The sequence below is a fragment of the Amycolatopsis sp. GM8 genome (genome assembly GCF_021653975.1).
In the GTDB taxonomy this organism is placed as follows: domain Bacteria; phylum Actinomycetota; class Actinomycetes; order Mycobacteriales; family Pseudonocardiaceae; genus Amycolatopsis_E.
Window position 1 is genome coordinate 261,148 of record NZ_JAJKFK010000005.1, and the last position, 20,340, is coordinate 281,487.

Genomic DNA, 20,340 nt, shown 5'->3' on the forward strand with positions numbered 1-20,340 from the left:
CTCAGAACCGGGAGGTGTCCAGCTCGATGCCGAAGGGTTCGCCGATCTCGATCGGCATGCCGAACGGGACCCGGATGGTCTTGCTGTAGACCCCGTCGATCGGCTCGACGAACAGCGTGACCGCCGGGCCTTCATCATCGAGCTGGTCGATCAGCAGGTAACGCGGGATGGAACCGTGCGCGTAGGCCCATTTCTTCTTCGCCCGGTCGTGCCGGGCCGTGCTCTTCGAGGTGATCTCGACCGCGAGCAGCACATGCTCGGCGGGCACGGGATCGGAGTTGTGCGGGATGGCCGCCCGGGGCGCGACGCAGAAGTCGGGCACGTAGATGCCCCCGATCTGCCTGATGCCCACACCCTGCGTCTGGAAGATCCCGCAGTCGTCCGGGCAGCCGCCGATCAGCGCCCGGTGCACGAGGTCGGCGATCAGGTTGTGCGGTCCCCCTGGGGGCGGCGTCATGTGGATCCCCTCGACGGTCAGCTCCGGCCGCCATCCCTCGGGGACATCCAGTTCTCGCCAGGTATCCAGAAGGTAGTCCCAGCTCAGCGAGGTACCGACGACTGCGGTACTCATGGCCCACCCCGTTCCCTGCGCTCGGCTCCAGCTAAGGATAGCGGCAAAGGCGCACCCAACGCCTCAGCGGAAACAACCCTAACCAGCCGTGATCAGCCCGCTGACAGCTCAGCCGACGGTCACCACCGGCTCGCCCGAGCCTTCGGTGTCCCCGGCCTCCTCCGCGATGCGCATCGCCTCTTCGATCAGGGTCTCCACGATCTGGTGCTCGGGCACCGTCTTGATGACCTCGCCCCGGACGAAGATCTGGCCCTTGCCGTTGCCGCTGGCCACGCCGAGGTCCGCCTCGCGCGCCTCGCCGGGGCCGTTGACGACGCAGCCCATCACGGCGACCCGCAGCGGCACCTCCATGCCCTCCAGACCCGCGGTGACCTCGTCCGCCAGCTTGTACACATCGACCTGCGCGCGCCCGCACGACGGGCACGACACGATCTCCAGCTTGCGCGGCCGCAGGTTCAGCGACTGCAGGATCTGCGTGCCGACCTTGACCTCTTCGACCGGCGGCGCGGACAGCGACACCCGGATCGTGTCGCCGATGCCCTGGCGCAGCAGCGCGCCGAACGCGACGGCCGACTTGATCGTGCCCTGGAACGCCGGGCCCGCCTCGGTCACACCGAGGTGCAGCGGGTAGTCGCACTGCTCGGCGAGCAGCTCGTAGGCCCGCACCATGACGACCGGGTCGTTGTGCTTGACCGAGATCTTGATGTCGTGGAAGTCGTGCTCGGCGAACAGCGAGGCCTCCCACATGGCCGACTCCGCGAGCGCCTCCGGGGTGGCCTTGCCGTACTTCTTCAGCAGGCGGGGGTCGAGCGAACCGGCGTTGACGCCGATCCGGATCGGCGTGCCGTGATCCTTCGCGGCCTGCGCGATCTCCTTGACCTTGTCGTCGAACTTCTTGATGTTGCCCGGGTTCACCCGGACCGCGGCACAACCGGCCTCGATCGCGGCGAACACATACTTGGGCTGGAAGTGGATGTCGGCGATGACCGGGATCTGCGACTTCTTCGCGATCGCCGGCAGTGCCTCGGCGTCATCGGCCGACGGGCAGGCGACCCGCACGATGTCGCAGCCGGCCGCGGTCAGCTCCGCGATCTGCTGCAGCGTGGCGTTGACGTCCGCGGTCAGGGTGGTGGTCATCGACTGCACGGAGACCGGATGATCGCTGCCGACCCCGACCGCACCAACCTGCAGCTGACGGGTGGGACGACGGTCCGCGAGTACGGGCGGCGGAAGAGCAGGCATACCAAGCGCGACGCTCATCGAATCCTCTGCGACTGCCGAAGGGATGCGTACGTGCCCAGCCTACCTACTGCAGCCTGATCGGGTTGACGATGTCCGCCGTCACGGTGAGCAGGGTTACCGCCCCGCCGAGGAAGACGAGCACCATCGTGATCGCGGACAGTTTCGTGTAGTCGACCGGCCCGCCCGCGGCCTTGCCACGCAGCTTGAGCACCCAGTCGCGGACCCGTTCGTACCAGGTCACCGCGATGTGCCCGCCGTCGAGTGGCAGCAGCGGCAGCAGGTTGAACACGCCCACGAAGAAGTTCAGGCTGGCCAGCAGCAGCAGGAACAGCGACCACAGGCCCGACTGCACGGCCTCGCCACCGATCCGGCTCGCGCCGACGACGCTGACCGGGGTGTTCGGGTCGCGCTCGCCGCCGAAGATCGCGCGCACCACGGCCGGGATGCGCTCGGGGAACTCCAGCAGCCGGTTCCAGGTCTGCCCGAACATGTCCGCGGTGAAGGCACCCGCGCCGCCGAACGCGCTGACCGGGTTGTAGCTGAAGTTCCGGGCGAAGCCGACACCGAGGGAACCGACCTTGATGACCTGCTCGGGCCCCTGGGGGTTGCTGGCGTCGGGGACCGGGCGGTCGACCTGGACGACGTCGATGGTCAGCGGGACCGTCTTCCCGTCGCGCTCGACCTGGAAGGACACCGGCCCGGACAGGGGCTGGACGGCCGCCGTGACGTCGGCGTAGGTCGGGGTGCTCTTGCCGTTGATGGAGACGACCGTGTCGCCGGGCAGCAGTCCGCCCTGCTTGGCCGGCGCAGGGTCCCCGGGCTGGCACTGCGGGTTGGCGAATTCCTCGTCGGTCTGGGCGTTGCGCACACAGTCCTGGACCCCGGCGATCTGCGGCGTGCCCGCGAGGTTCGGCAGGCCCATCGTGGTGGCCATCAGGTAGAGCACGACGAACCCGAGGATGAAGTGTGTCACCGACCCGGCGGCCAGCACCACGGTCCGCTTCCAGGTCTTGTACCGCCACATCGCGCGCGGCGCCTCGTCCGGGGCCACCTCGTCAAGCGCGGTCATGCCGGCGATGTCGCAGAACCCGCCGAGCGGGATCCACTTCAGGCCGTACTCGGTCTCGCCGCGGCGGAAGGAGAACACCTTGGGCCCGAAGCCGATGAAGTAGCGCCGGACCTTCATCCCGAAGGCTTTGGCGGTGACCATGTGGCCCGCCTCGTGCAGCGCGACGGACAGGCAGATGCCCAGCGCGAAGAGCACGACGCCGAAAACGTAGGCGAGCAAGCCCTACTTCCTCTCGGTTGAGTTCAGCGCAGCGGCGCGGGCGCGCGCCCACTGCTCCGCGGCGAATACGTCCTCCAGGTCACGCGGTTCGCGCTGCCACTCGCCGGCCGCCTGAACCACCCTCTCAACAGTGTCCACGATGGACGTGAAGCGGGCGTTCTGGGCGAGGAAAGCCGCCACCATCACCTCGTTGGCCGCGTTGAAGATCGCCGGGAGGCAGCCGCCCACGGTGCCCACGTGCCGCGCCAGCTCGACAGCGGGGAACGCCGTGCCGTCCAGTGGTTCGAACGTCCATGCCGCGGGCTCGTCCCAGCGGCACGCGGCGGCCGCGGCCGGGACGCGGTCCGGCCAGTTCAGCGCGAGCGAGATGGGCAACCGCATGTCGGGCGGGCTGGCCTGGGCCAGCGTCGAGCCGTCGGTGAAGGTGACCATCGAGTGCACGATCGACTGCGGGTGCACCACCACGTCGATCCGGTCGCACGGCACGCCGAACAGCAGCTTCGCCTCGATCAGCTCGAGGCCCTTGTTGACCAGGGTCGCGGAGTTGATCGTGACCAGCGGGCCCATCGACCAGGTCGGATGCTTGAGCGCGTCCTCGACGGAGACGAACTCCAGTTCTTCCCGGCGACGGCCGCGGAAGGGCCCGCCGGACGCGGTGAGCACGAGCCGGTCGACCTCCTCGGCCCGCCCGCCGCGCAGGGCCTGTGCCATCGCGGAATGCTCGGAGTCGACCGGCACCAGCTGGCCCGGCTTCGCCGCCTTGAGCACCAGCGGGCCACCGGCGATCAGGGACTCCTTGTTCGCCAGGGCGAGCATCGCGCCGGTCTCGAGCGCGCGCAGGGTCGGTTCGAGCCCCTGCGATCCGGGCATCCCGTTGAGCACGACGTCGACGGGCACGGCGCCGATCAGCTCGACGACCGCGTCCGCGCCCGCGAAGATCCTCGGCAGCTTGAACTCGCCCTGGGCGTAGCCGCGCTTCTGGGCTTCCGCGTACAGCGCGAGCTGCAGGTCTTCGGCCGCAGTCGCCCGCGTGATCGCGACGGCGTCCACGTGGTGGGCGAGCGCCTGCGCGGCCAGTGCGGCCGGGTCGGCGCCGCCGGCGGCGATCCCGGCGATGCGGAACAGGTCCGTGTTACGGGCGGCGACGTCCAGTGCCTGGGTGCCGATCGAGCCGGTCGAACCGAGCACGAGGACGGTGCGGGTCGTGTTCATCACCTTCATTGTCCCGAACCGGCTGGCGCGGCGCGCGAGCGCATGTGGGATTATCGGTACGCAGGTAAAAGAAGGCTCTCGAGGAGTGATCGTGGCGAGCAAGGCGGTCGTCAAGCGGCAGCAGTCCCAGCCGGCGAAGGTGGACCCGCGTGACGAGCCTTCGGCCGAGTGGGGCTGGCACGGCAGCTTCCCCCGGGCGTCCCGCGTCGCGGGCTGGGCCACCGTCATCGCGCTGCTCGCGATGGTCTACAACAACCACGAGAACAACACCGAGAACGTGTGGCTGGTGGGCATCGCCCTCGGCATCGCGATCGCGCTGCTCGTCGACATCAAGAAGCGCCGCACGGCCTGGCGCCGCTAGTCCCGCTGGTGCCTGCCGCCGCGCGGCCGGGCCTGCACGGCACGTAACCTGTCGTCGACGCGGAACAGCAGCACGAGCATGCCCCCGTCGCCACCGAGCCACGCGGGCTTCGGCCGGGAGCGCACCGACCACGGCACGCGGTGGATCGTCTTGGGAGCCACGACGTTCAGATCTTCGCGGCCCGGCACGTAAACCGTGAGTTCCGTGCTTCGCTGCGCCACCAGCGACCTGGTCACCGTCACGGCTTGCCAGCCCGTGCGCCGTACCGCCCGGTATCGCCGGAACCAGCCGACGCTCAACATCGCGGCGATCAGGCCCAGCAGGCTCGCGACGATGATCGCGACGATGCACAACCCTTGCAGCCCAGTGCTTTCGTTGCTGTCCTCGGGAGTACGCACCCGGCCGGGATCCGCCGGGTCGTAGATCACGACCACCTGCCGCCCCGGTTCGAGCGTGCGATCGTCGCTCAGCACGACACGGGCTGTGCGCGCCTCACCGAGCACCGGATAACGCACGTCGATCGCCCGGGAACTCTTGCCGTACACGTATTCCCGCAGCACGACGCCCGTCACCCGGGTTCCCGTCGCCAACAGGTGCTGCGCGGCCTGCGACATCAGGACCAACCCGGCCACCGCCGCGGCCGCGACGATCAGCCAGCCCGCGGCGAATCCCGCCGTGCGCCGGCCAAGGACGCGGAGGTGCGGGATCTGCGCGTCCAGATCCACGCCGGCGGCGGTCGTCTCAGCCTTCCGCGGCGAGCTGACCGCAGGCGGCGGCGATCTCCTGCCCACGCGTGTCCCGCACCGTGCAGGCCACACCCCCGGCGTTGACGCGCCGGACGAACTCGCGCTCCACCGGCTTCGGGGCGGCGTCCCACTGGGAGCCGGGCGTCGGGTTCAGCGGGATCACGTTCACGTGCACCAACTGGCCCAGATGCTTGCGCAGCCGCTTGGCCAGCAGGTCCGCCCGCCACGGCTGGTCGTTCACATCGCGGATCAGCGCGTACTCGATCGACACCCGCCGCCTGGAGGTGTCGGCGTAGTACCGAGCTGCCGAGAGAACCTCGTCGACCGACCAGCGGTTGTTCACCGGCACCAGTGTGTCGCGCAGTTCGTCGTCGGGCGTGTGCAGCGAAACCGCCAGCCGCACCTGCATCTTCTCGTCCGCCAGCTTGCGGATCGCCGGCGCCAGTCCCACCGTTGACACCGTCACCGAACGCTGCGAAATCCCCAGACCGGAAGGCGCGGGATCGGTGATCCGCCGCACCGCCGCCACCACTCGCTGGTAGTTCGCGAGCGGCTCCCCCATACCCACCCTTTTACAACCATCCACTGAACGCATTTTCGCAGGTCAACGGACATGACACAACCAGCCACAGGCGACAAACTTCCACGACTCTCACTCGTCTGCCCCTGAAGACACTTTGAAGCGGTTCACGGATCTGTCGCTCGGTCCTTGCCCTTGGTCCGCGTCTGCTATCGCTGGATCCGGTCCTCCCACCAGCTGAAGAGCGCGTCGGTGCGGCGCGGCACATACCTGGCCTTGTCCCGCACCCGCCGCAGGGTTTCACCGACCTCGGCGGGCGACAATCCAGCGACGCTTTCAAAATCGTGGAGCAAAGAAGACGTACTGACCGGCGATGGCAGACCGAGGCCGGTGATCACTCGACAAGCCTTCCGGTCGTCCGTGGCAATTGCCACAGAACGCGCATGCGCGATGGCCGTTGTCGCTGCTTCTCCGTCGTCGATGTCGGCAGCGAGCTTTACGTACATGGCTAGCTCGGAATCCAGCAGCGAGAGGACTCCGGCTACAAAAGCCTGGCCTCCGTCATCCGCGTTGCGACACACGACCAACCGCTCGCCCGTGAGGTCGATCGACCCGCATTCCCTCGCCGCCTCAACGGCCATGAGGAACTTGAGCTGCAGAGCCTGTTCCAGGTCCCGCGAGCGCCCGGTGGCAGCGAGGTTGATGGCGATGCACGCGTCAAGCATGAGCGAGGTCTGCGGCACTACTCACTCCACGCCGTCGAGAAGTTCGAGTACCTGCATCTGGCCGTCGTCGCCCACATCCGCAGTGGAAGTCAGGCGCTGGAATTCCTCCCGTGCGCTCACGATGTCGGTGCCGAGATAGCGGGCGAACTGCGTTTCGGTGATATCGCCGTCGACGTAGAGCTGCGTGGCGATGGTCCGGTAGTGGTAGGGCAGCTGGGCACCACTGTCGCGGATGCTCGCCAAGCGCAGCCGTTCGGCTGCCACTCGCGGCTGGAAGTTGTGATCCTTGAGAAGGTCCCAGGTGCCGGGACGGACCAGCCCCAGATCTTCCAGCCTGAGGCAGACTGCCTGTACCGAAACACGGTAAACATGGGCGAGCTGGACCAACGTCGCCGGTGTCGGCTTGCCGCCGCTATCACGGCTCAGTTCATGCAAGCGGCGCGCAATACCACTACGGGGCATCAGGAAGTTGGCGGCGAAGGCTTCGGCGAACCGTTCTGTGTCGGGCGCACGCCCACCGGCTCCGATCTGCGTGACTTCGCTGCGGTCTCGAGAGGAGAGATAGTGCGCGTATTCGTGCGCCATCGTCCATCGCCGCCGTTCGTGGGGGTGATTCCGGTTGACGCCGACGCACCCGCCCAAGGGAGCGACGTAGATGAACAACCCCGCGATCTTCGACGGCAGATTCAGGAAGAATATCCGGAGCCCGACCTCGACCTCCAGCATCTCGCGCAACTGCTGGATCGGACCGTCACCGAGCCCCAGCCTGTTGCGCTCCTCCAACGCGAGGTCCTCACCTGCCCGATCCGGCGGCAGGTAGTCCAGCACCCGGCTCGCAGGTTGCCGGCCCGGCGGGGTCGAACCCGATCGGCGCAGCAAGTCCAGATAATTGTCGGCCAGCGACTCGAGTTCCTCCACCGCCGCCTCGAGTTGCCGGCCGTGGTCGGAGCGATTCGTGAACGCGGTCCGGAACTTGGCGCGGATGGATGCCGGAGGTTGTGTCGGGCGCAGCAAGGTCGCGACATCCCGACGGTAGACACCAGCAAGCTTGACCAGCTCGCCTGGACTGACCGACCGGGTGCCCTTCTCGATGGCGATGAGAGTCGGCCTGCTGACGCCAAGTTCGACGGCCGCCTCGGCCTGGGTGAGCTTCGCCGATTCTCGAGCCCCCCGGATTCGCGCCGCCAGCGCCTGATCCGGTTCCGCCTGATCCATCATGTTTCCTGTCGTCAAGACGCTCGAACCTGCTCACTGAACCAGTCACCGACCACGAGCCCCGCCGAGGTGAGTAGCTGCGGCCACTCGAGGACATAGGCTCGGAACAACCGCACCAAGTCCTCTGCGGGCAAGAACCCGGAGGCGTGCAGGATCTCGGGAAATTCCTCCACGAGCCCGGCCCACGGGTCCTCCTCGGCGATTCTGCGCTCCATTCTGGACGCCTGCCAAAGCATGGCCGCGAGTTCGGGGGTCTGGCGGTCAGGAGCTTTCCGGAACTCCTTGGCCCGGTCGATCGCCGGGTACCGGGAGGCCAGGACTGCTTGCAACCGCAACAAGCAGGAGGTACACACGCCGCACGGCGGGTGCCCGGCGATCCGGCTGGCAAACCCTGTATCGCAAGAGACGCTCTCCGCCATGACGTGTTCGTATTCGGCGGCTACGGCCGAGATCACCTCGGCCTTGGTCATCCCCAGCAGCGGAGTCGAGATACGGAACTCAACGCCGGCGAGCTTGCCCACCAGGCGCGCCACCTCGTGCACGGTCCGGGGATGTGCCGACCTGGTGGCCTGCGAGCCGATCTGCGACCGGAGGTACGGAAGGTTGACCGCGCCCACCCCGTTCTCGAAGAACCAGAGATGACGCTTGCCCATGGTCAAAGCGACCGCGATCCCCGCCGCAAGGAAAAGAAAACCCCTCGACCGTTGCGACGATTCCTGCTTGATGCCCGGTGTCCCGGTCAGACTCCGGTTCAGATTGACCCGGAAGCGGACAGCCGGCAACGGCGTTCGGGACATCGCACGAAGGCCGTCGAGCACCCTATCCTGCACTGCCGTCATATGCGGGTTCGTCTGGACGCTGACGGGAAGCAGTGCATGAGATCCGGCGTGGAGGGCGAGACCAGCGGAGGAATCCAGTCCACCGGAGAACAGCGCGGGTTCGATCTCGTCGGGAAGCGTGCTGATCAGGTAGCCCTGGCCACCTGAGAAAGCGGGCCTCTCAGCGGCGGTGAACGCGACGGACCAGTTGTCGTCTGTCAACCACTCGAGCAGACGGATAAGGTCTGGATGTATTACGGCCCAGCGATCGGGCTCCCGCACCGGAATGGACACGCTGATCTCGCGCGCCCAGTGATGCCCGCGTCCGAAGCCCGGGTAGCTCGGACGCAGCACGCACCGGTCGGCCGCGTAGATCGCCGCCGCGACCTCGAGCAGATCGGCGGCCAGCGACTCCAGCTGATTCGCCAGCACATCGGACACTCCCCTGCCATCCAGACGAGCGTCGACGCCGAACGCGATGCGCCGTTCCGACAGATCACCGGCGGCACGGAAAGACACCACGGTCCGTGAGACCGCCTCGCGGCCAGTCACAGTTCGTCCAACGCGGTGCCGAGCAGCACGTCCATCGGCTTCGCAGCGGTTCTGCGTTTCGGGGCCTGGAGTCCGGCGCCTGTGGGGTGCGCCACCCAGCGGACAGCAAGGTCCTTCATGGGAGTCGAGTCAATCATCTGCCGCATCGCGGTCTGCAACTCCCCCGCGGTGAAATGCCCCTCGCCAACCAGCGTCGGGACAGCGTGATCCACCCCTGCCACCACGACCCGGCCGATGATCTGGCGCGCGAGCAGCAAAGCGGCTTGGTCCGGCGAGACCAGGCGCATCGAGCGCTGCAGCTTCGCCGCCAAAGCGTCGACTGACGCGTCGACGAGCTGGTCCATCAACCCGTTCCCGGTCGAGCTTCGCCCGGTCCAGGCGGAGTCCTCGTTCCCCGCCACGGCAGCACAAACTCGCTGAGCAACGGTGGTGAAGTCGGGCAAGCCGCCTATGGAGCGGATGGTTTTCGCCGCCGCCGAGGCAGCGGCGTCTTCGATCTCGACCGCCGAAACGCCCGAACGCATCAGGTTGGCCAGCTTCCGCCACTTCGCGGCAGCGTGCCAAGCGATGTAGTCGCCGTCCGGCATGGCCACCTCCCATGACTTATTGACATCGATAGTAGGCATCATCAATTGGAGCATGTCAATATGTAAAGCCCAACCGATCGGCGAGTTGCTCGCCGCGACGCCCGCCACCGACCCGACACCGAGCAGACAGGCCGCCGATGCGGCCGCACACTTCATCGCCACGGGAAACCAGAACACCGTCACCGTCGTCGACAGTCAGGCAAGCACGAACGGTGACTCCGTGATCACGTCACTGGCGGCGCAGATCAGCCGAAGGCGGACAAGGAGACCCGGTGGCAGCGATGACGCAAGCCCGGGCTGATCATCAGGCTGACCACCATGGTCGCCGTCGTCCTCCAGTTTGCGGTGGATCCTTTGATACTGAGACCCCGCCGTCTTGCGGCCGGCCGGCAACGTGACCCGACCCTCGGAATGCGCGTGATGAAACATCACGCACAAGCGTGCGTGAGTGGGCATCCACCGTGTAGTCTCATCGAGGTATTGAGAGTGATGACCTACTTGATGATGGTGATGAAGATGCCTCCCTCCCCCCGGCGAGTGACGACAGACTCGCTGGCGACGAATGCTGTGGAAATGATCAAGATGGCCTGCACCGCAACGGATCCGATCAAGCGAGCGCAGATCCTCGCCGAAGCGCAACCGCAGCTGGCCTGGGCCTTGCGGTCGGCTGTCGAGGAGTGCCAGGACGCGCACCTGCCCTGGACCCAGATCGGCGACCGCATCGGCTTACCTCGCGAAACAGTGTTCCGCCAATGGTCGTCTGGCGGCCCGATCGTCACCGTCCGCGCGCAGCAGACCAAGCCCACCAGCAACCAGTCCGCAGTGGACGCCGTGTTCGCCTTCCAGTCGGAGGACGACCGGTGGTGGCCGCCAGGTGACGATGTCCCCGGCGAGTTCGTCACCGCGATGCTGCCGTTCAACCCGGCCAACCCGCAGGACAACAGGTTCGCGGGCCAGGTGCTGCGGGTCCGCATTGGCCGCCGCGACCAAGACGTCTCCTTCTACTCGGTCCAGGTCCGGCTGGCCGACGGGACCGAGCGACGGGTGCGGGTGACCAACGAGGTGATGGATCTGCTGTTCGGTAACGGGCAAACCCCCCTCCGTCAGGCCCTCACTCAGGTAGTGCATGCGGCGGTCGGGAACGACGCGGTCGGTGGCGCGTTCCAGCAGGTCGCTCTCCGGGCGGCCCACGCGCAGGCCCAGAGCGCGCCCGCGGCCGGAGAGAATCGGATTTCTGATGCGGACCTCGTCGCGGCCGTCCAGGCGGTCCTGGAGGAGGCGCGCAACTTCCCTACCGGCCTCGACGCGCACGCAGCCCAGGCGGTGCGGCGGCTGGAGCAGGTCGTCGAGGACTACGAGCGCTGGCGTCGGGTGTCGCGATGAGTACCGCCCGGAAGGTCCACGTCCAGTGGCCAGACGCTTCCCCGAATCGAGCGGCAAGGAGACGTTCCCGATGCCCGGGAGTGTCCTGCGAGCACTGATCGACGCCGCCCAGCCCGCCGGGTGGGCGCTCGCGATCGCGCTGGTGATCACGGGGATCGGGCTTGTCGTGAAGAATGCCGACCGCCTGGCCAACGCGGTCGACCGGTGGATGTTGGCGTGCGACCGTCGCGCCGTTCGCAAGGCCGCGCTCACTGCCAAAGGCCCGAAGGAACGCGAGCATGCGCTCGCCGTGCTTGACCAGCTCCAACAGGAACGCAAGCCGGTCCCGTCGCGGCGACCGGACTCCGGGTCAGCCGCGGCTGACGAATAGCTTTTGCGCATGTGAGCCGCGCGTGGCCTGGTTCGGCTGCCGCGGTCACCGCGCTGCTCGAGCGTCTGAACGCTTGCCCCCGGCGGCCGGCGACCAGCGGGTGACGGTCGACGCGCTGATCTCCCTCGGCGCCGCTCGGCTCGACGCCCTAACAACGGCACCGTCGTACTGGCGGATCCGGACGGCAACGAATTCTGCATGCGGCCGACCGGTCGCCACCCCCGCCGAGTCACCACCCCAGCCGCGTGACCCGCCGCCGCGTCGCTCTGAACGTGCCCAGTGGTGCCGTAGCGACACCAGGCCGCCGGGTCCAGCGCATCCAGCGACACCACCATTCCGACCCCGGCCCGGTCAGTGATCTCCACCCGCCGCCGGCCCAGCACCCGGGTCAGGACCCGAGCCTCGCGTACCCGCTCGTAGTGTCCGGCCCGCCACGAGCGGCGCACCACGCCGACGATCCGACGGCTCCCCGCGTTGCCGAACATCCACACATACCGCTGAGCGCACTTCAAGGGCCGCCAACTGCACGCCGACGTCCTGAGAGCTACCCCTCCGCGGCGAGCTGCCCACAGGCCGCGGCGATCTCCTGCCCGCGCGTGTCCCGCACCGTGCACGCCACCCCGCCCGCGTTCACCAGACGCACAAACTCGCGCTCCACCGGCTTCGGCGACGCATCCCACTTCGACCCCGGCGTCGGATTCAACGGAATCACGTTCACGTGCACAAGCTGGCCGAGGTGTTTCCGAAGACGTTTGGATAGAAGCTCAGCCCGCCACGGCTGGTCGTTGATGTCCCGGATCAACGCGTACTCGATCGACACCCGCCGACCCGACGTATCCGCGTAATACCGAGCGGCAGACAGCACATCGTCCACAGGCCAGCGGTTGTTCACCGGCACCAGCGTGTCCCGCAGCTCATCGTCCGGCGTATGCAACGACACCGCCAACCGCACCTGAAGACCCTCATCCGCCAACTTCCGGATCGCCGGCGCCAACCCCACCGTCGACACCGTCACTGACCGCTGGGAAATACCGAGGCCAGCAGGAGCCGGATCAACAATCCGATATATCGCCGATATAACGCGCCGAAAATTCGCTAGAGGTTCCCCCATACCCATGAACACGATGTTCGACAACCGCCCCGGCCCGCCCGGCATGAGACCGTCGCGCATCACCGCCGCGGCGGAGCGCACCTGGTCGACGATCTCCGCGGTCGACAGGTTGCGGTCCAGACCACCCTGCCCGGTCGCGCAGAACGGGCACGCCATCCCGCACCCGGCCTGGCTGGAGATGCACAGCGTCGCCCGGTCCGGATAGCGCATCAGCACGCTCTCCAGCAGCGTCCCGTCGTGCGCCCGCCACAGCGTCTTGCGCGTCGTGCCCTCGTCGGCCTCCAGCGCCCGCACCTCGGTCAGCAGCGGCGGCATCAGCTCGCCGACCAGCCGATCGCGTGACGCGGCCGGGATGTCGGTCATCGCGTCGGCGTCCACCGTCAGCCGCGAGAAGTAGTGGTTCGACAACTGCTTGGCGCGGAAGGGCTTCTCACCGAGGTCGGCGACGGCCTCGGCGCGTTCGGACACGGTGAGGTCCGCGAGATGCCGTGGCGGCAGCCCGCGCTTGGGCGCGTCGAAGACCAGGGGAAGGGCAGTCATAGCCGTTCCAGTGTGCCATGACCTGCACAGTTGCGTGCCGACTGTTTCCGATATATCGTGAACATGTCGGAACAAGTCGAAAGGAGACCGACATGAGATACCGTCCACCTTTTCCTGGTCCTGGTCCTGAAGGCCGCGGCGCGTTCGGCCCGTGGCCCCGCGGCTTCGGCGACTTCCCCCCTGGCTGGGGTCCCGGCGGCCCGTTCCGCGGGCAAGGCCGTGGTCACCACCGCGGCGGTCGTCGCGGCCGGCGCGGTGACGTCCGCGCGGCGATCCTGACCCTGCTGGCCGAGCAGCCGCGCCACGGCTACGAGATCATCAGCGAGATCGCCGAGCGCAGCAGCGGCTTCTGGCGCCCGAGTCCGGGCTCCGTGTACCCGACGCTGCAGTTGCTGGCCGACGAAGGTCTGGTCACGAGCCGCGACGAAGGCGGCAAGAAGCTGTTCGAACTCACCGACGAGGGCCGTGCCGCCGCCGAGCGGCAGGACGGCGCCCCGCCGTGGGAGCAGATCGCGCACGACGTCGACCCGACCGAGATCGACCTCCGCAAGGCCGGCGCCACGCTGGCCGCCGCGGCGATCCAGGTCTCACAGGCCGGCACGCCGGAACAGAAGAGGCGCGCCGTCACCGTCCTCAACGAGGCACGGCGGTCGCTCTACAGCATCCTCGGCGAGATCGACTCCGAGGAAGACGACGAGTGACCGGGCAGCACGAGGCCGGTGGGCTTCTCGCGGACATGCACGCGATACCCCACCGGCACCGTGTACCCGTCTTCGCCGAAAGCGTTGACACGTAACACATCTTCGATCGCGCGTGCCGCGATCTCCGGGCTGAACTCGATCTTCAGCACCGACTCCAGCTCCGCCCGGGTGCGAAACCGCCAGCGCGTATCGACGCGGCGGTGGCGAAACCCTTTGCGGGCAAAGAAGTTCTCGACGGCCGGCGGGTCGTAGTGCGGCAGGTCCGCGCGCATCCACCGGCCGTACGGTTCGGCGGTGGCGTCCAGGTCGACGATCACGAGCGCGCCGCCCGGCCGGAGGATCCGGTCGGCTTCGCGCAGCCCGGGTTCACAACCGGGGCCGAAGAAATACGCGGTACGCGCGTGCACGACGTCGACACTCGCGTCCGGAACCGGGATCCGCTGCGCCGAGCCGGCGAGCACCCGTACGTTCGCGAGCCCGTCGAGCCGATTCGTTGCCTTGCGCACCAACGGTTCGTGCGGCTCGACACCCATCACCGTGCGCGCGTCCGCCGCGAACTTCGGCAGGTGGAAACCGTCCCCACAGCCGACGTCGAGCACATCGCGGCCGGCCCACGGGGCTTCCTCGCCCAGTACCCGCCAGATCTCGCCGTCGACGTCCTGCGCGCGATTCTCCAGCTCATAGACGTCGGGGAAGTACCAGATGTTCGGGCTGGGCACCACGCCGCCGTCGCGGGCAAGCGCTTTCAGCCCGCGACGGGCGGCTCTCCACATAACCGCAGCATACGGACTACAGCACGAAAAAATCTTGTCACGGCCCGTAGACTCGAACGCCCGGGGGCAAGGAGGGCACGCCATGACAGCCGATCCGAGGGCCAGCCAATCGATACTCCCCTCGGGTATGCCGTGCTGGGTCGAACTGGCCACCCCCGACGAAGACGCCGCGCAGCGGTTCTACACGGGCCTGTTCGGCTGGAACTTCCACCTCAACCGGGATCCCGCCACCGCCAACGGCCGCTACCTGATCGCGTCGCTCGGCGCGCGGGACGTCGCCGGGATCTACCGGGCGGCCGCCGGGCAACCCAGCCTCTGGATGGTCAACATCTCGGTGCACAGCGTCGCGAACGCGGCCGAATGGACCGAACACCTCGGCGGCACCGTGACCCTCGAGCCGGTCGAAATCCCGGAGCGGGGCAGCATCGTGCACGTCACCGACCCGGCCGGGGCGCCCGCCGTCTTCTGGCAACCCACGCCGACCTGGGACTTCCTGACCGGCGCGCCCGGCACGTTCGCCAACGCGGACCTCAACACGCACTACGGCGACGCCGCCGACGGGTTCTTCTGCCGCCTGTTCAACTACTCGTCACGGCAGATCGGGGACAGCCGCGGCGTGGACTACGTCGAGTGGATCCTCGACCAGCAGCCGGTCCTGTACCGCTATGTGATGGGCCCCGAGTACCCGGCGGAAACGCTGCCGCACTGGATGGTCTACTTCGACGTCGACCCCGCCCGCGGCACCGACGCGACGGCCGGGCACGCGATCATGCTGGGCGGACGCGTCATCGTCGAGCCCTACGACTCGCCGTGGGGCCGGATCTCGGTCATCGCCGACCCGGGTGGCGGGGTGTTCTCGGTGATCGACCGCAGCCAGATCCTGGAGGACTACGGCCGCGCCGAGGTCGACGACCCGTACGACGACTAGCCGCCGACGAACGCCGACAGCAGTACCCACGACACGACGGCCGAGGGCAGCATCGAGTCCAGGCGGTCCATCAGCCCACCGTGGCCGGGCAGCATCGTGCCCATGTCCTTGACCCCGAGGTCACGCTTGATGAGCGACTCGACCAGATCGCCGAGCGTCGCGGTGAGCACGATCGCCAGACCGAACAGCACACCCTGCCAGAACTGGCCGTGGAGCAGGTAGTGCACCGACAGCGCACCGGCGGCGATCCCCGCCACCAGCGAGCCGGTGAAGCCTTCCCACGTCTTCTTCGGGCTGATCGATGGCGCCATCGGGTGCTTGCCCTTGAGCACCCCCGCCGCGTAGCCGCCGGTGTCGGAGGCGACCACGCTGATCATGAAAGTCAGCACCCGCCCGACACCGTCCGCGGGCGGGACGAGCATGGCGGCGAACGACGCGAAGAGCGGAATGTAGGCCGCCACGAAAACGGACGTCGAGGTGTCCCGCAGATAACCCGCCGCACCACCCGGCATCCGCCAGAGCAGGCAGGCCAGCACGGTGAGCGCGAACGCGATCAACGCGCCTTCGAGCCCGAACGGCCAGGTCAGCCAGATCATCGCCTGACCGCCGACCAGCAGCGGGATCAGGGCCAGCCTGATGTTCGCCGCCCGGCGCACGGCCTGGGCGAACTCGATCGTGCCGACCGCCATCGCGGCCGCGATGACCCCGATGAACAGGTACCGCACGGTGAGCAACGAAACGAGGATCGCCGCCCCCAGCAGGAGCGCGACGCCGATCGCCGCCGGGAGATCACGCCCGGCCCTCGACGGTTTCTTCGCCGGTTGGGGAGGTTCCCCCGGCTCCGGAGAAGACATCGGCGCCCTCTCCCGTTCTTCACTCACCTGGGCCATCAGACCTCGAGTAGCTCGGATTCCTTGTGTTTGACGATCTCCTCGACCTGAGCGACGTAGCTGTCGGTGAGGTTCTGCAGCTCTTTCTCCGCCCTGGCCACCTCGTCCTCGCCGGCCTCGCCCTCCTTGGCGATCCGGTCGAGCTCTTCCTTGGCCTTGCGGCGCACCCCGCGGATGTGCACCTTGGCGTCCTCACCCTTGCCCTTGGCCATCTTGACCATCTCGCGGCGCCGCTCCTCGGTCAGCTGCGGGATGACGATGCGGATGATCTGGCCGTCGTTGCTGGGGTTCACACCGAGATCGGAGTCGCGGATCGCCTTCTCGATGGCGCCCAGCTGTCCCTGGTCGTACGGCTTGACGATCACCATCCGCGCCTCGGGAATGTTGACGCTGGCGACCTGGTTCAGCGGCATCGTCGAGCCGTACGCCTCGACGACCACGCGAGAGAACATCGAGGCGCTGGCTCGACCTGTCCGCACCGACGACAGATCCTCCTTCGCGAAGGACACCGCTTTATCCATCTTCTCCTCGGCGTCGAGGAGGGTCTCGTCGATCACGGCTACTCCCGTTTTTGTGCTCTCGTTGTCTCCGGTAATCCCACCAGGACTAGGCGTCCGGCCCGCCGGTGGGGGTGCTCACCAGTGTCCCGATCCTCTCACCGCGCACCGCCCGCGCGATGTTTCCCTCGGTCAGCAGGTTGAACACGATGATCGGCATGTTGTTGTCCATGCAGAGGCTGAACGCCGTCGCGTCGGCGACCTTGAGCCCGCGCTCCAGGACCTCGCGGTGGGTGATCTCCTCGAACATCTTGGCGCCCGGGTCGATCTTGGGATCGGCTGTGAACACACCGTCCACGGCCTTCGCCATGAGCACGGCCTCGCACCCGATCTCCAGAGCGCGCTGTGCGGCGGCGGTGTCGGTGGAGAAGTACGGCATCCCGACGCCGGCCGCGAAGATGACCACGCGGCCCTTCTCCAGGTGCCGCTCGGCGCGGCGCGGGATGTAGGGCTCGGCGACCTGACCCATCGTGATCGCGCTCTGCACCCGGGTGGGCACGCCCTCTTTCTCCAGGAAATCCTGCATCGCGATGCAGTTCATGACGGTTCCCAGCATCGCCATGTAGTCGGCACGGTCGCGGTCCATACCTCGCTGGGACAGTTCCGCGCCGCGGAAATAATTACCGCCGCCGATGACCACCGCCATCTGCACGCCGGTGCGGACCACATCCGCGATCTGCACGGCCACCGAGTGCACGACGTCGGGGTCGACACCGAGCGACCCGCCGCCGAGCATCTCCCCGCCCAGTTTCAGCAATACCCGCCGATAGCCGCCGTCGGCTCGTTCGTCCGTCACGCCCCTCACCTCCGCTGGGTACCGCTTCGCCCGTCAGTGCTCACTCACCATCGTGCCCCGTCCCCGATGTCACCGGAGACGGGGCACGATACGCGTCGGCCGCCAGAGCCTACTGCTGGCCCACCTCGAAGCGAGCGAACCGGGTAACGGTCACGCCCGCCGCGTCCAGCAGCTGCTTCACGGTCTTCTTGTTGTCGGTCACCGAGGGCTGCTCCAGCAGCACGGTGTCCTTGTAGAAGGCGTTGACCTTCCCGTCGATGATCTTCGGCAGCGCCTGCTCCGGCTTGCCCTCGGCCCGCGCGGTCTCCTCGGCGATGCGGCGCTCGTTCTCGACAAGCTCCGCCGGCACCTGGTCGCGGGTCAGGTACTTCGGCTTGAGCGCGGCGATCTGCAGCGCCGCACCGCGGGCCGCCTCGGCGCTGTCACCGGTGTACTCGACGAGCACGCCGACAGCCGGCGGGAGGCCGGCGCCACGGCGGTGCAGGTAGGTCTCGACCGTGCCGTCGAACGCGACGACCCGGCGCAGGACCAGCTTCTCGCCGATCTTCGCGGCCAGCTCCTGCACGGCGTCGTTGACGGTCCGGCCGCCGTCGACCTGCGCCGCGTTCAACTTTTCGACGTCGTCGGTGCGGGTGGCCTTGGCCGCCGCCACGACCTTGTCGGCCAGCTCCTGGAACTGCTCGTTCTTGGCGACGAAGTCGGTCTCGGAGTTGAGCTCGATCAGCACGCCGCCGTCACCGGCTACCAGGCCCTCGGCGGTCGCCCGCTCGGCACGCTTGCCGACGTCCTTCGCACCCTTGATGCGCAGGAACTCTACCGCCTTGTCGAAGTCGCCGTCGTTCTCCTCGAGGGCCTTCTTGCAGTCCATCATGCCGGAGCCGGTGAGCTCGCGGAGACGCTTCACGTCCGCCGCGGTGTAGTTCGCCATCGTGTTTCCTTCTGAAGTCTCGGGTTCCTGTGCGGCCGCCGGCGAGCGGCCGCACAGGGGGAGCTTGGATCAGGAAGAGGTGGTCTGCTCGGCGGGCTGCTGCTCGCCTTCGCTGCCGGCCAGGAGCTCCTTCTCCCACTCGGCCAGCGGCTCGTCCGAGGCCACACCGGGCTCCGGCTTGTCCTGGCCCTCGGGGGCGGAGCCGTTACGGCCCGACCGGGCCAGCAGGCCGGCGGCCGCCGCCTCGGCGACGACCTTGGTCAGCAGGGCGGCGGACCGGATCGCGTCGTCGTTGCCCGGGATCGGGTAGTCCACCTCGTCCGGGTCGCAGTTGGTGTCGAGCACCGCGACCACGGGGATGTTGAGCTTGCGCGCCTCGCCGACGGCGATGTGCTCCTTCTTGGTGTCCACGATCCAGACGGCGGACGGCACCTTCGCCATGTCGCGGATACCGCCGAGGGTCTTCTCCAGCTTGTCCTTCTCACGGGTGAGCGTGAGGATCTCGCGCTTGGTGAGGCCCTGGAAACCGCCGGTCTGCTCCTGCGACTCGAGCTCCTTGAGCCGCTGGAGACGCTTGTGCACGGTCTGGAAGTTGGTGAGCATGCCGCCGAGCCAGCGCTGGTTCACGTAGGGCATGCCCACGCGCTGCGCCTCGCTGGCGATCGCTTCCTGCGCCTGCTTCTTCGTGCCCACGAACATGATCGTGCCGCCGTGCGCGACCGTTTCCTTGATGAACTCGAAGGCGCGGTCGATGTAGGTCAGCGTCTGCTGCAGGTCGATGATGTAGATGCCGTTGCGCTCGGTGAGGATGTAGCGCTTCATCTTCGGGTTCCAGCGCCGCGTCTGGTGCCCGAAGTGCACACCGGAGTCGAGCAGCTGTTTCATGGTGACGACGGCCATGGCCGGATTCGCACCTCTTCTGTCTGGAGCGCGCCGGGTTTCGCCGGCCCGCATGGTCGGTTTGTCGCTGCCGGCCGGGCGGCCGTCAGCCCTGGTGCCGTACCGGTGCCCGGACCCCGTCGAGACGGGGACCGCCCGGGCGCCACGCGTCCCACCGGCCGATCTTTGAATGGTGGGGCATGTACGTACACGCGAAGTCGACCTGTGCTGGACAGGCCGCCCAGACAGTGTACGCCGGGGCGGGCGCACGTTCACCACGGGCAAGGCGAAACCCGCAGGTTGTCCACATGCCCCTCGGTTGTCCACAGAATCCCGTTCTGTTTCCCCACGCCCCCGCCTGGTCCGCAAGGGTGGAGACATGGCCCTGATCCCGCGTTCGAGCCTCCCGCTGCTGGCGGGGGTGGTGGTGCTGTTCGCCGTCGTCGCCCCGGCCGCCCCAGCGGCGGGGATCGCCACGGCGGCTCCCGCAGCCCCAGCGGCTCCCTCAGCCCCAGCCACCCCGGCGAACCCGGCGGTTACCGCGGTCACGGCAGTCCCGGCGGCGAAGGCTGCCACGGCCGCGGTCACGGTCCCGGCAGCCCCGGCGATCCCGGCGATCCCGGCGGCGGAGGCCGCCACTGCCCCGG

21 protein-coding genes and 1 pseudogene are annotated in these 20,340 nt (G+C 68.0%); 5 read left to right on the forward strand and 17 right to left on the reverse strand.

Annotated features, from left to right (window positions below; genetic code table 11):
* Position 1 precedes the first annotated feature (1 nt).
* The 4 genes from LOZ83_RS24695 to dxr form a co-directional block, all read right to left on the reverse strand.
* Positions 2-571 (reverse strand): Uma2 family endonuclease, encoded by a 570-nt coding sequence (locus LOZ83_RS24695; RefSeq protein ID WP_236793982.1) that lies wholly within the window; start codon positions 569-571, stop codon positions 2-4.
* 108 nt (positions 572-679) lie between these two features.
* Positions 680-1,831 (reverse strand): flavodoxin-dependent (E)-4-hydroxy-3-methylbut-2-enyl-diphosphate synthase, encoded by a 1,152-nt coding sequence (gene ispG, locus LOZ83_RS24700; RefSeq protein ID WP_236793985.1) that lies wholly within the window; start codon positions 1,829-1,831, stop codon positions 680-682.
* Between the two features lie 46 nt (positions 1,832-1,877).
* Positions 1,878-3,101, reverse strand: a complete 1,224-nt coding sequence (locus LOZ83_RS24705) for an RIP metalloprotease (RefSeq protein WP_236793987.1) — start codon at positions 3,099-3,101, stop codon at positions 1,878-1,880.
* A 3-nt stretch (positions 3,102-3,104) separates the two neighbouring features.
* The gene (gene dxr, locus LOZ83_RS24710) at positions 3,105-4,313 is read right to left on the reverse strand and encodes a 1-deoxy-D-xylulose-5-phosphate reductoisomerase (RefSeq protein ID WP_236793989.1); all 1,209 of its coding nucleotides are present in this window, start codon (positions 4,311-4,313) and stop codon (positions 3,105-3,107) included.
* A gap of 91 nt (positions 4,314-4,404) precedes the next feature.
* On the opposite strand from dxr, the gene LOZ83_RS24715 reads away from it, so the two are divergent.
* Positions 4,405-4,674 (forward strand): DUF2631 domain-containing protein, encoded by a 270-nt coding sequence (locus tag LOZ83_RS24715; RefSeq protein ID WP_236793992.1) that lies wholly within the window; start codon positions 4,405-4,407, stop codon positions 4,672-4,674.
* On the opposite strand, the gene LOZ83_RS24720 is transcribed toward LOZ83_RS24715, so the two are convergent.
* The 6 genes and pseudogenes from LOZ83_RS24720 to LOZ83_RS24745 all read right to left on the reverse strand — a co-directional run bounded on the left by LOZ83_RS24720 (position 4,671) and on the right by LOZ83_RS24745 (position 10,020).
* Positions 4,671-5,399, reverse strand: coding sequence for a DUF3592 domain-containing protein (locus tag LOZ83_RS24720; RefSeq protein ID WP_236793994.1), 729 nt, complete (start codon positions 5,397-5,399; stop codon positions 4,671-4,673). The two genes, LOZ83_RS24715 and LOZ83_RS24720, sit on opposite strands and share 4 nt — an antisense overlap.
* A 16-nt stretch (positions 5,400-5,415) precedes the next feature.
* Positions 5,416-5,988: pseudogene (locus LOZ83_RS24725) on the reverse strand (radical SAM protein); the annotation flags it as partial.
* Between the two features lie 161 nt (positions 5,989-6,149).
* Positions 6,150-6,683 (reverse strand): hypothetical protein, encoded by a 534-nt coding sequence (locus LOZ83_RS24730; RefSeq protein WP_236793996.1) that lies wholly within the window; start codon positions 6,681-6,683, stop codon positions 6,150-6,152.
* Between the two features lie 3 nt (positions 6,684-6,686).
* Complete coding sequence (locus tag LOZ83_RS24735; protein ID WP_236793998.1) at positions 6,687-7,880, reverse strand: ImmA/IrrE family metallo-endopeptidase; 1,194 nt, start codon at positions 7,878-7,880, stop codon at positions 6,687-6,689.
* 14 nt (positions 7,881-7,894) lie between these two features.
* On the reverse strand, positions 7,895-9,250 hold the full coding sequence (locus tag LOZ83_RS40505) for a 7-cyano-7-deazaguanine synthase (RefSeq protein ID WP_236794000.1): 1,356 nt from the start codon (positions 9,248-9,250) through the stop codon (positions 7,895-7,897).
* Positions 9,247-10,020 (reverse strand): hypothetical protein, encoded by a 774-nt coding sequence (locus LOZ83_RS24745; RefSeq protein ID WP_236794002.1) that lies wholly within the window; start codon positions 10,018-10,020, stop codon positions 9,247-9,249. Before LOZ83_RS24745 ends, LOZ83_RS40505 begins: the two co-directional genes overlap by 4 nt.
* Positions 10,021-10,155: 135 nt before the next feature.
* Between LOZ83_RS24745 and LOZ83_RS24750 the strand changes: the two genes are divergently transcribed.
* Positions 10,156-11,220, forward strand: coding sequence for a hypothetical protein (locus LOZ83_RS24750; RefSeq protein ID WP_236794004.1), 1,065 nt, complete (start codon positions 10,156-10,158; stop codon positions 11,218-11,220).
* A gap of 70 nt (positions 11,221-11,290) precedes the next feature.
* The gene (locus LOZ83_RS24755) at positions 11,291-11,590 is read left to right on the forward strand and encodes a hypothetical protein (RefSeq protein ID WP_236794006.1); all 300 of its coding nucleotides are present in this window, start codon (positions 11,291-11,293) and stop codon (positions 11,588-11,590) included.
* Between the two features lie 544 nt (positions 11,591-12,134).
* Here LOZ83_RS24755 and rlmN read toward each other — a convergent pair.
* The gene (rlmN, locus tag LOZ83_RS24760; RefSeq protein ID WP_236794007.1) at positions 12,135-13,241 is read right to left on the reverse strand and encodes a 23S rRNA (adenine(2503)-C(2))-methyltransferase RlmN; all 1,107 of its coding nucleotides are present in this window, start codon (positions 13,239-13,241) and stop codon (positions 12,135-12,137) included.
* A gap of 92 nt (positions 13,242-13,333) precedes the next feature.
* On the opposite strand from rlmN, the gene LOZ83_RS24765 reads away from it, so the two are divergent.
* Entirely contained in the window at positions 13,334-13,942 is a 609-nt protein-coding gene (locus tag LOZ83_RS24765; protein WP_236794009.1) for a PadR family transcriptional regulator, read from the forward strand.
* Here LOZ83_RS24765 and LOZ83_RS24770 read toward each other — a convergent pair.
* A complete protein-coding gene (locus LOZ83_RS24770; protein ID WP_236794010.1) occupies positions 13,897-14,715 on the reverse strand; it encodes a class I SAM-dependent methyltransferase in 819 nt (272 codons plus the stop codon). The two genes, LOZ83_RS24765 and LOZ83_RS24770, sit on opposite strands and share 46 nt — an antisense overlap.
* A gap of 82 nt (positions 14,716-14,797) precedes the next feature.
* Between LOZ83_RS24770 and LOZ83_RS24775 the strand changes: the two genes are divergently transcribed.
* Positions 14,798-15,643, forward strand: coding sequence for a VOC family protein (locus LOZ83_RS24775; RefSeq protein WP_236794012.1), 846 nt, complete (start codon positions 14,798-14,800; stop codon positions 15,641-15,643).
* On the opposite strand, the gene LOZ83_RS24780 is transcribed toward LOZ83_RS24775, so the two are convergent.
* The 5 genes from LOZ83_RS24780 to rpsB form a co-directional block, all read right to left on the reverse strand.
* A complete protein-coding gene (locus LOZ83_RS24780; protein WP_236794014.1) occupies positions 15,640-16,533 on the reverse strand; it encodes a phosphatidate cytidylyltransferase in 894 nt (297 codons plus the stop codon). The two genes, LOZ83_RS24775 and LOZ83_RS24780, sit on opposite strands and share 4 nt — an antisense overlap.
* Positions 16,533-17,090, reverse strand: coding sequence for a ribosome recycling factor (frr, locus tag LOZ83_RS24785; RefSeq protein WP_236794016.1), 558 nt, complete (start codon positions 17,088-17,090; stop codon positions 16,533-16,535). Before frr ends, LOZ83_RS24780 begins: the two co-directional genes overlap by 1 nt.
* A 49-nt stretch (positions 17,091-17,139) precedes the next feature.
* On the reverse strand, positions 17,140-17,886 hold the full coding sequence (gene pyrH, locus LOZ83_RS24790; protein ID WP_308190296.1) for a UMP kinase: 747 nt from the start codon (positions 17,884-17,886) through the stop codon (positions 17,140-17,142).
* A 109-nt stretch (positions 17,887-17,995) separates the two neighbouring features.
* Entirely contained in the window at positions 17,996-18,814 is an 819-nt protein-coding gene (gene tsf, locus LOZ83_RS24795; RefSeq protein ID WP_236794018.1) for a translation elongation factor Ts, read from the reverse strand.
* 69 nt (positions 18,815-18,883) lie between these two features.
* Positions 18,884-19,714 (reverse strand): 30S ribosomal protein S2, encoded by an 831-nt coding sequence (gene rpsB / locus LOZ83_RS24800; RefSeq protein ID WP_236794020.1) that lies wholly within the window; start codon positions 19,712-19,714, stop codon positions 18,884-18,886.
* Between the last annotated feature and the right edge of the window lie 626 nt (positions 19,715-20,340).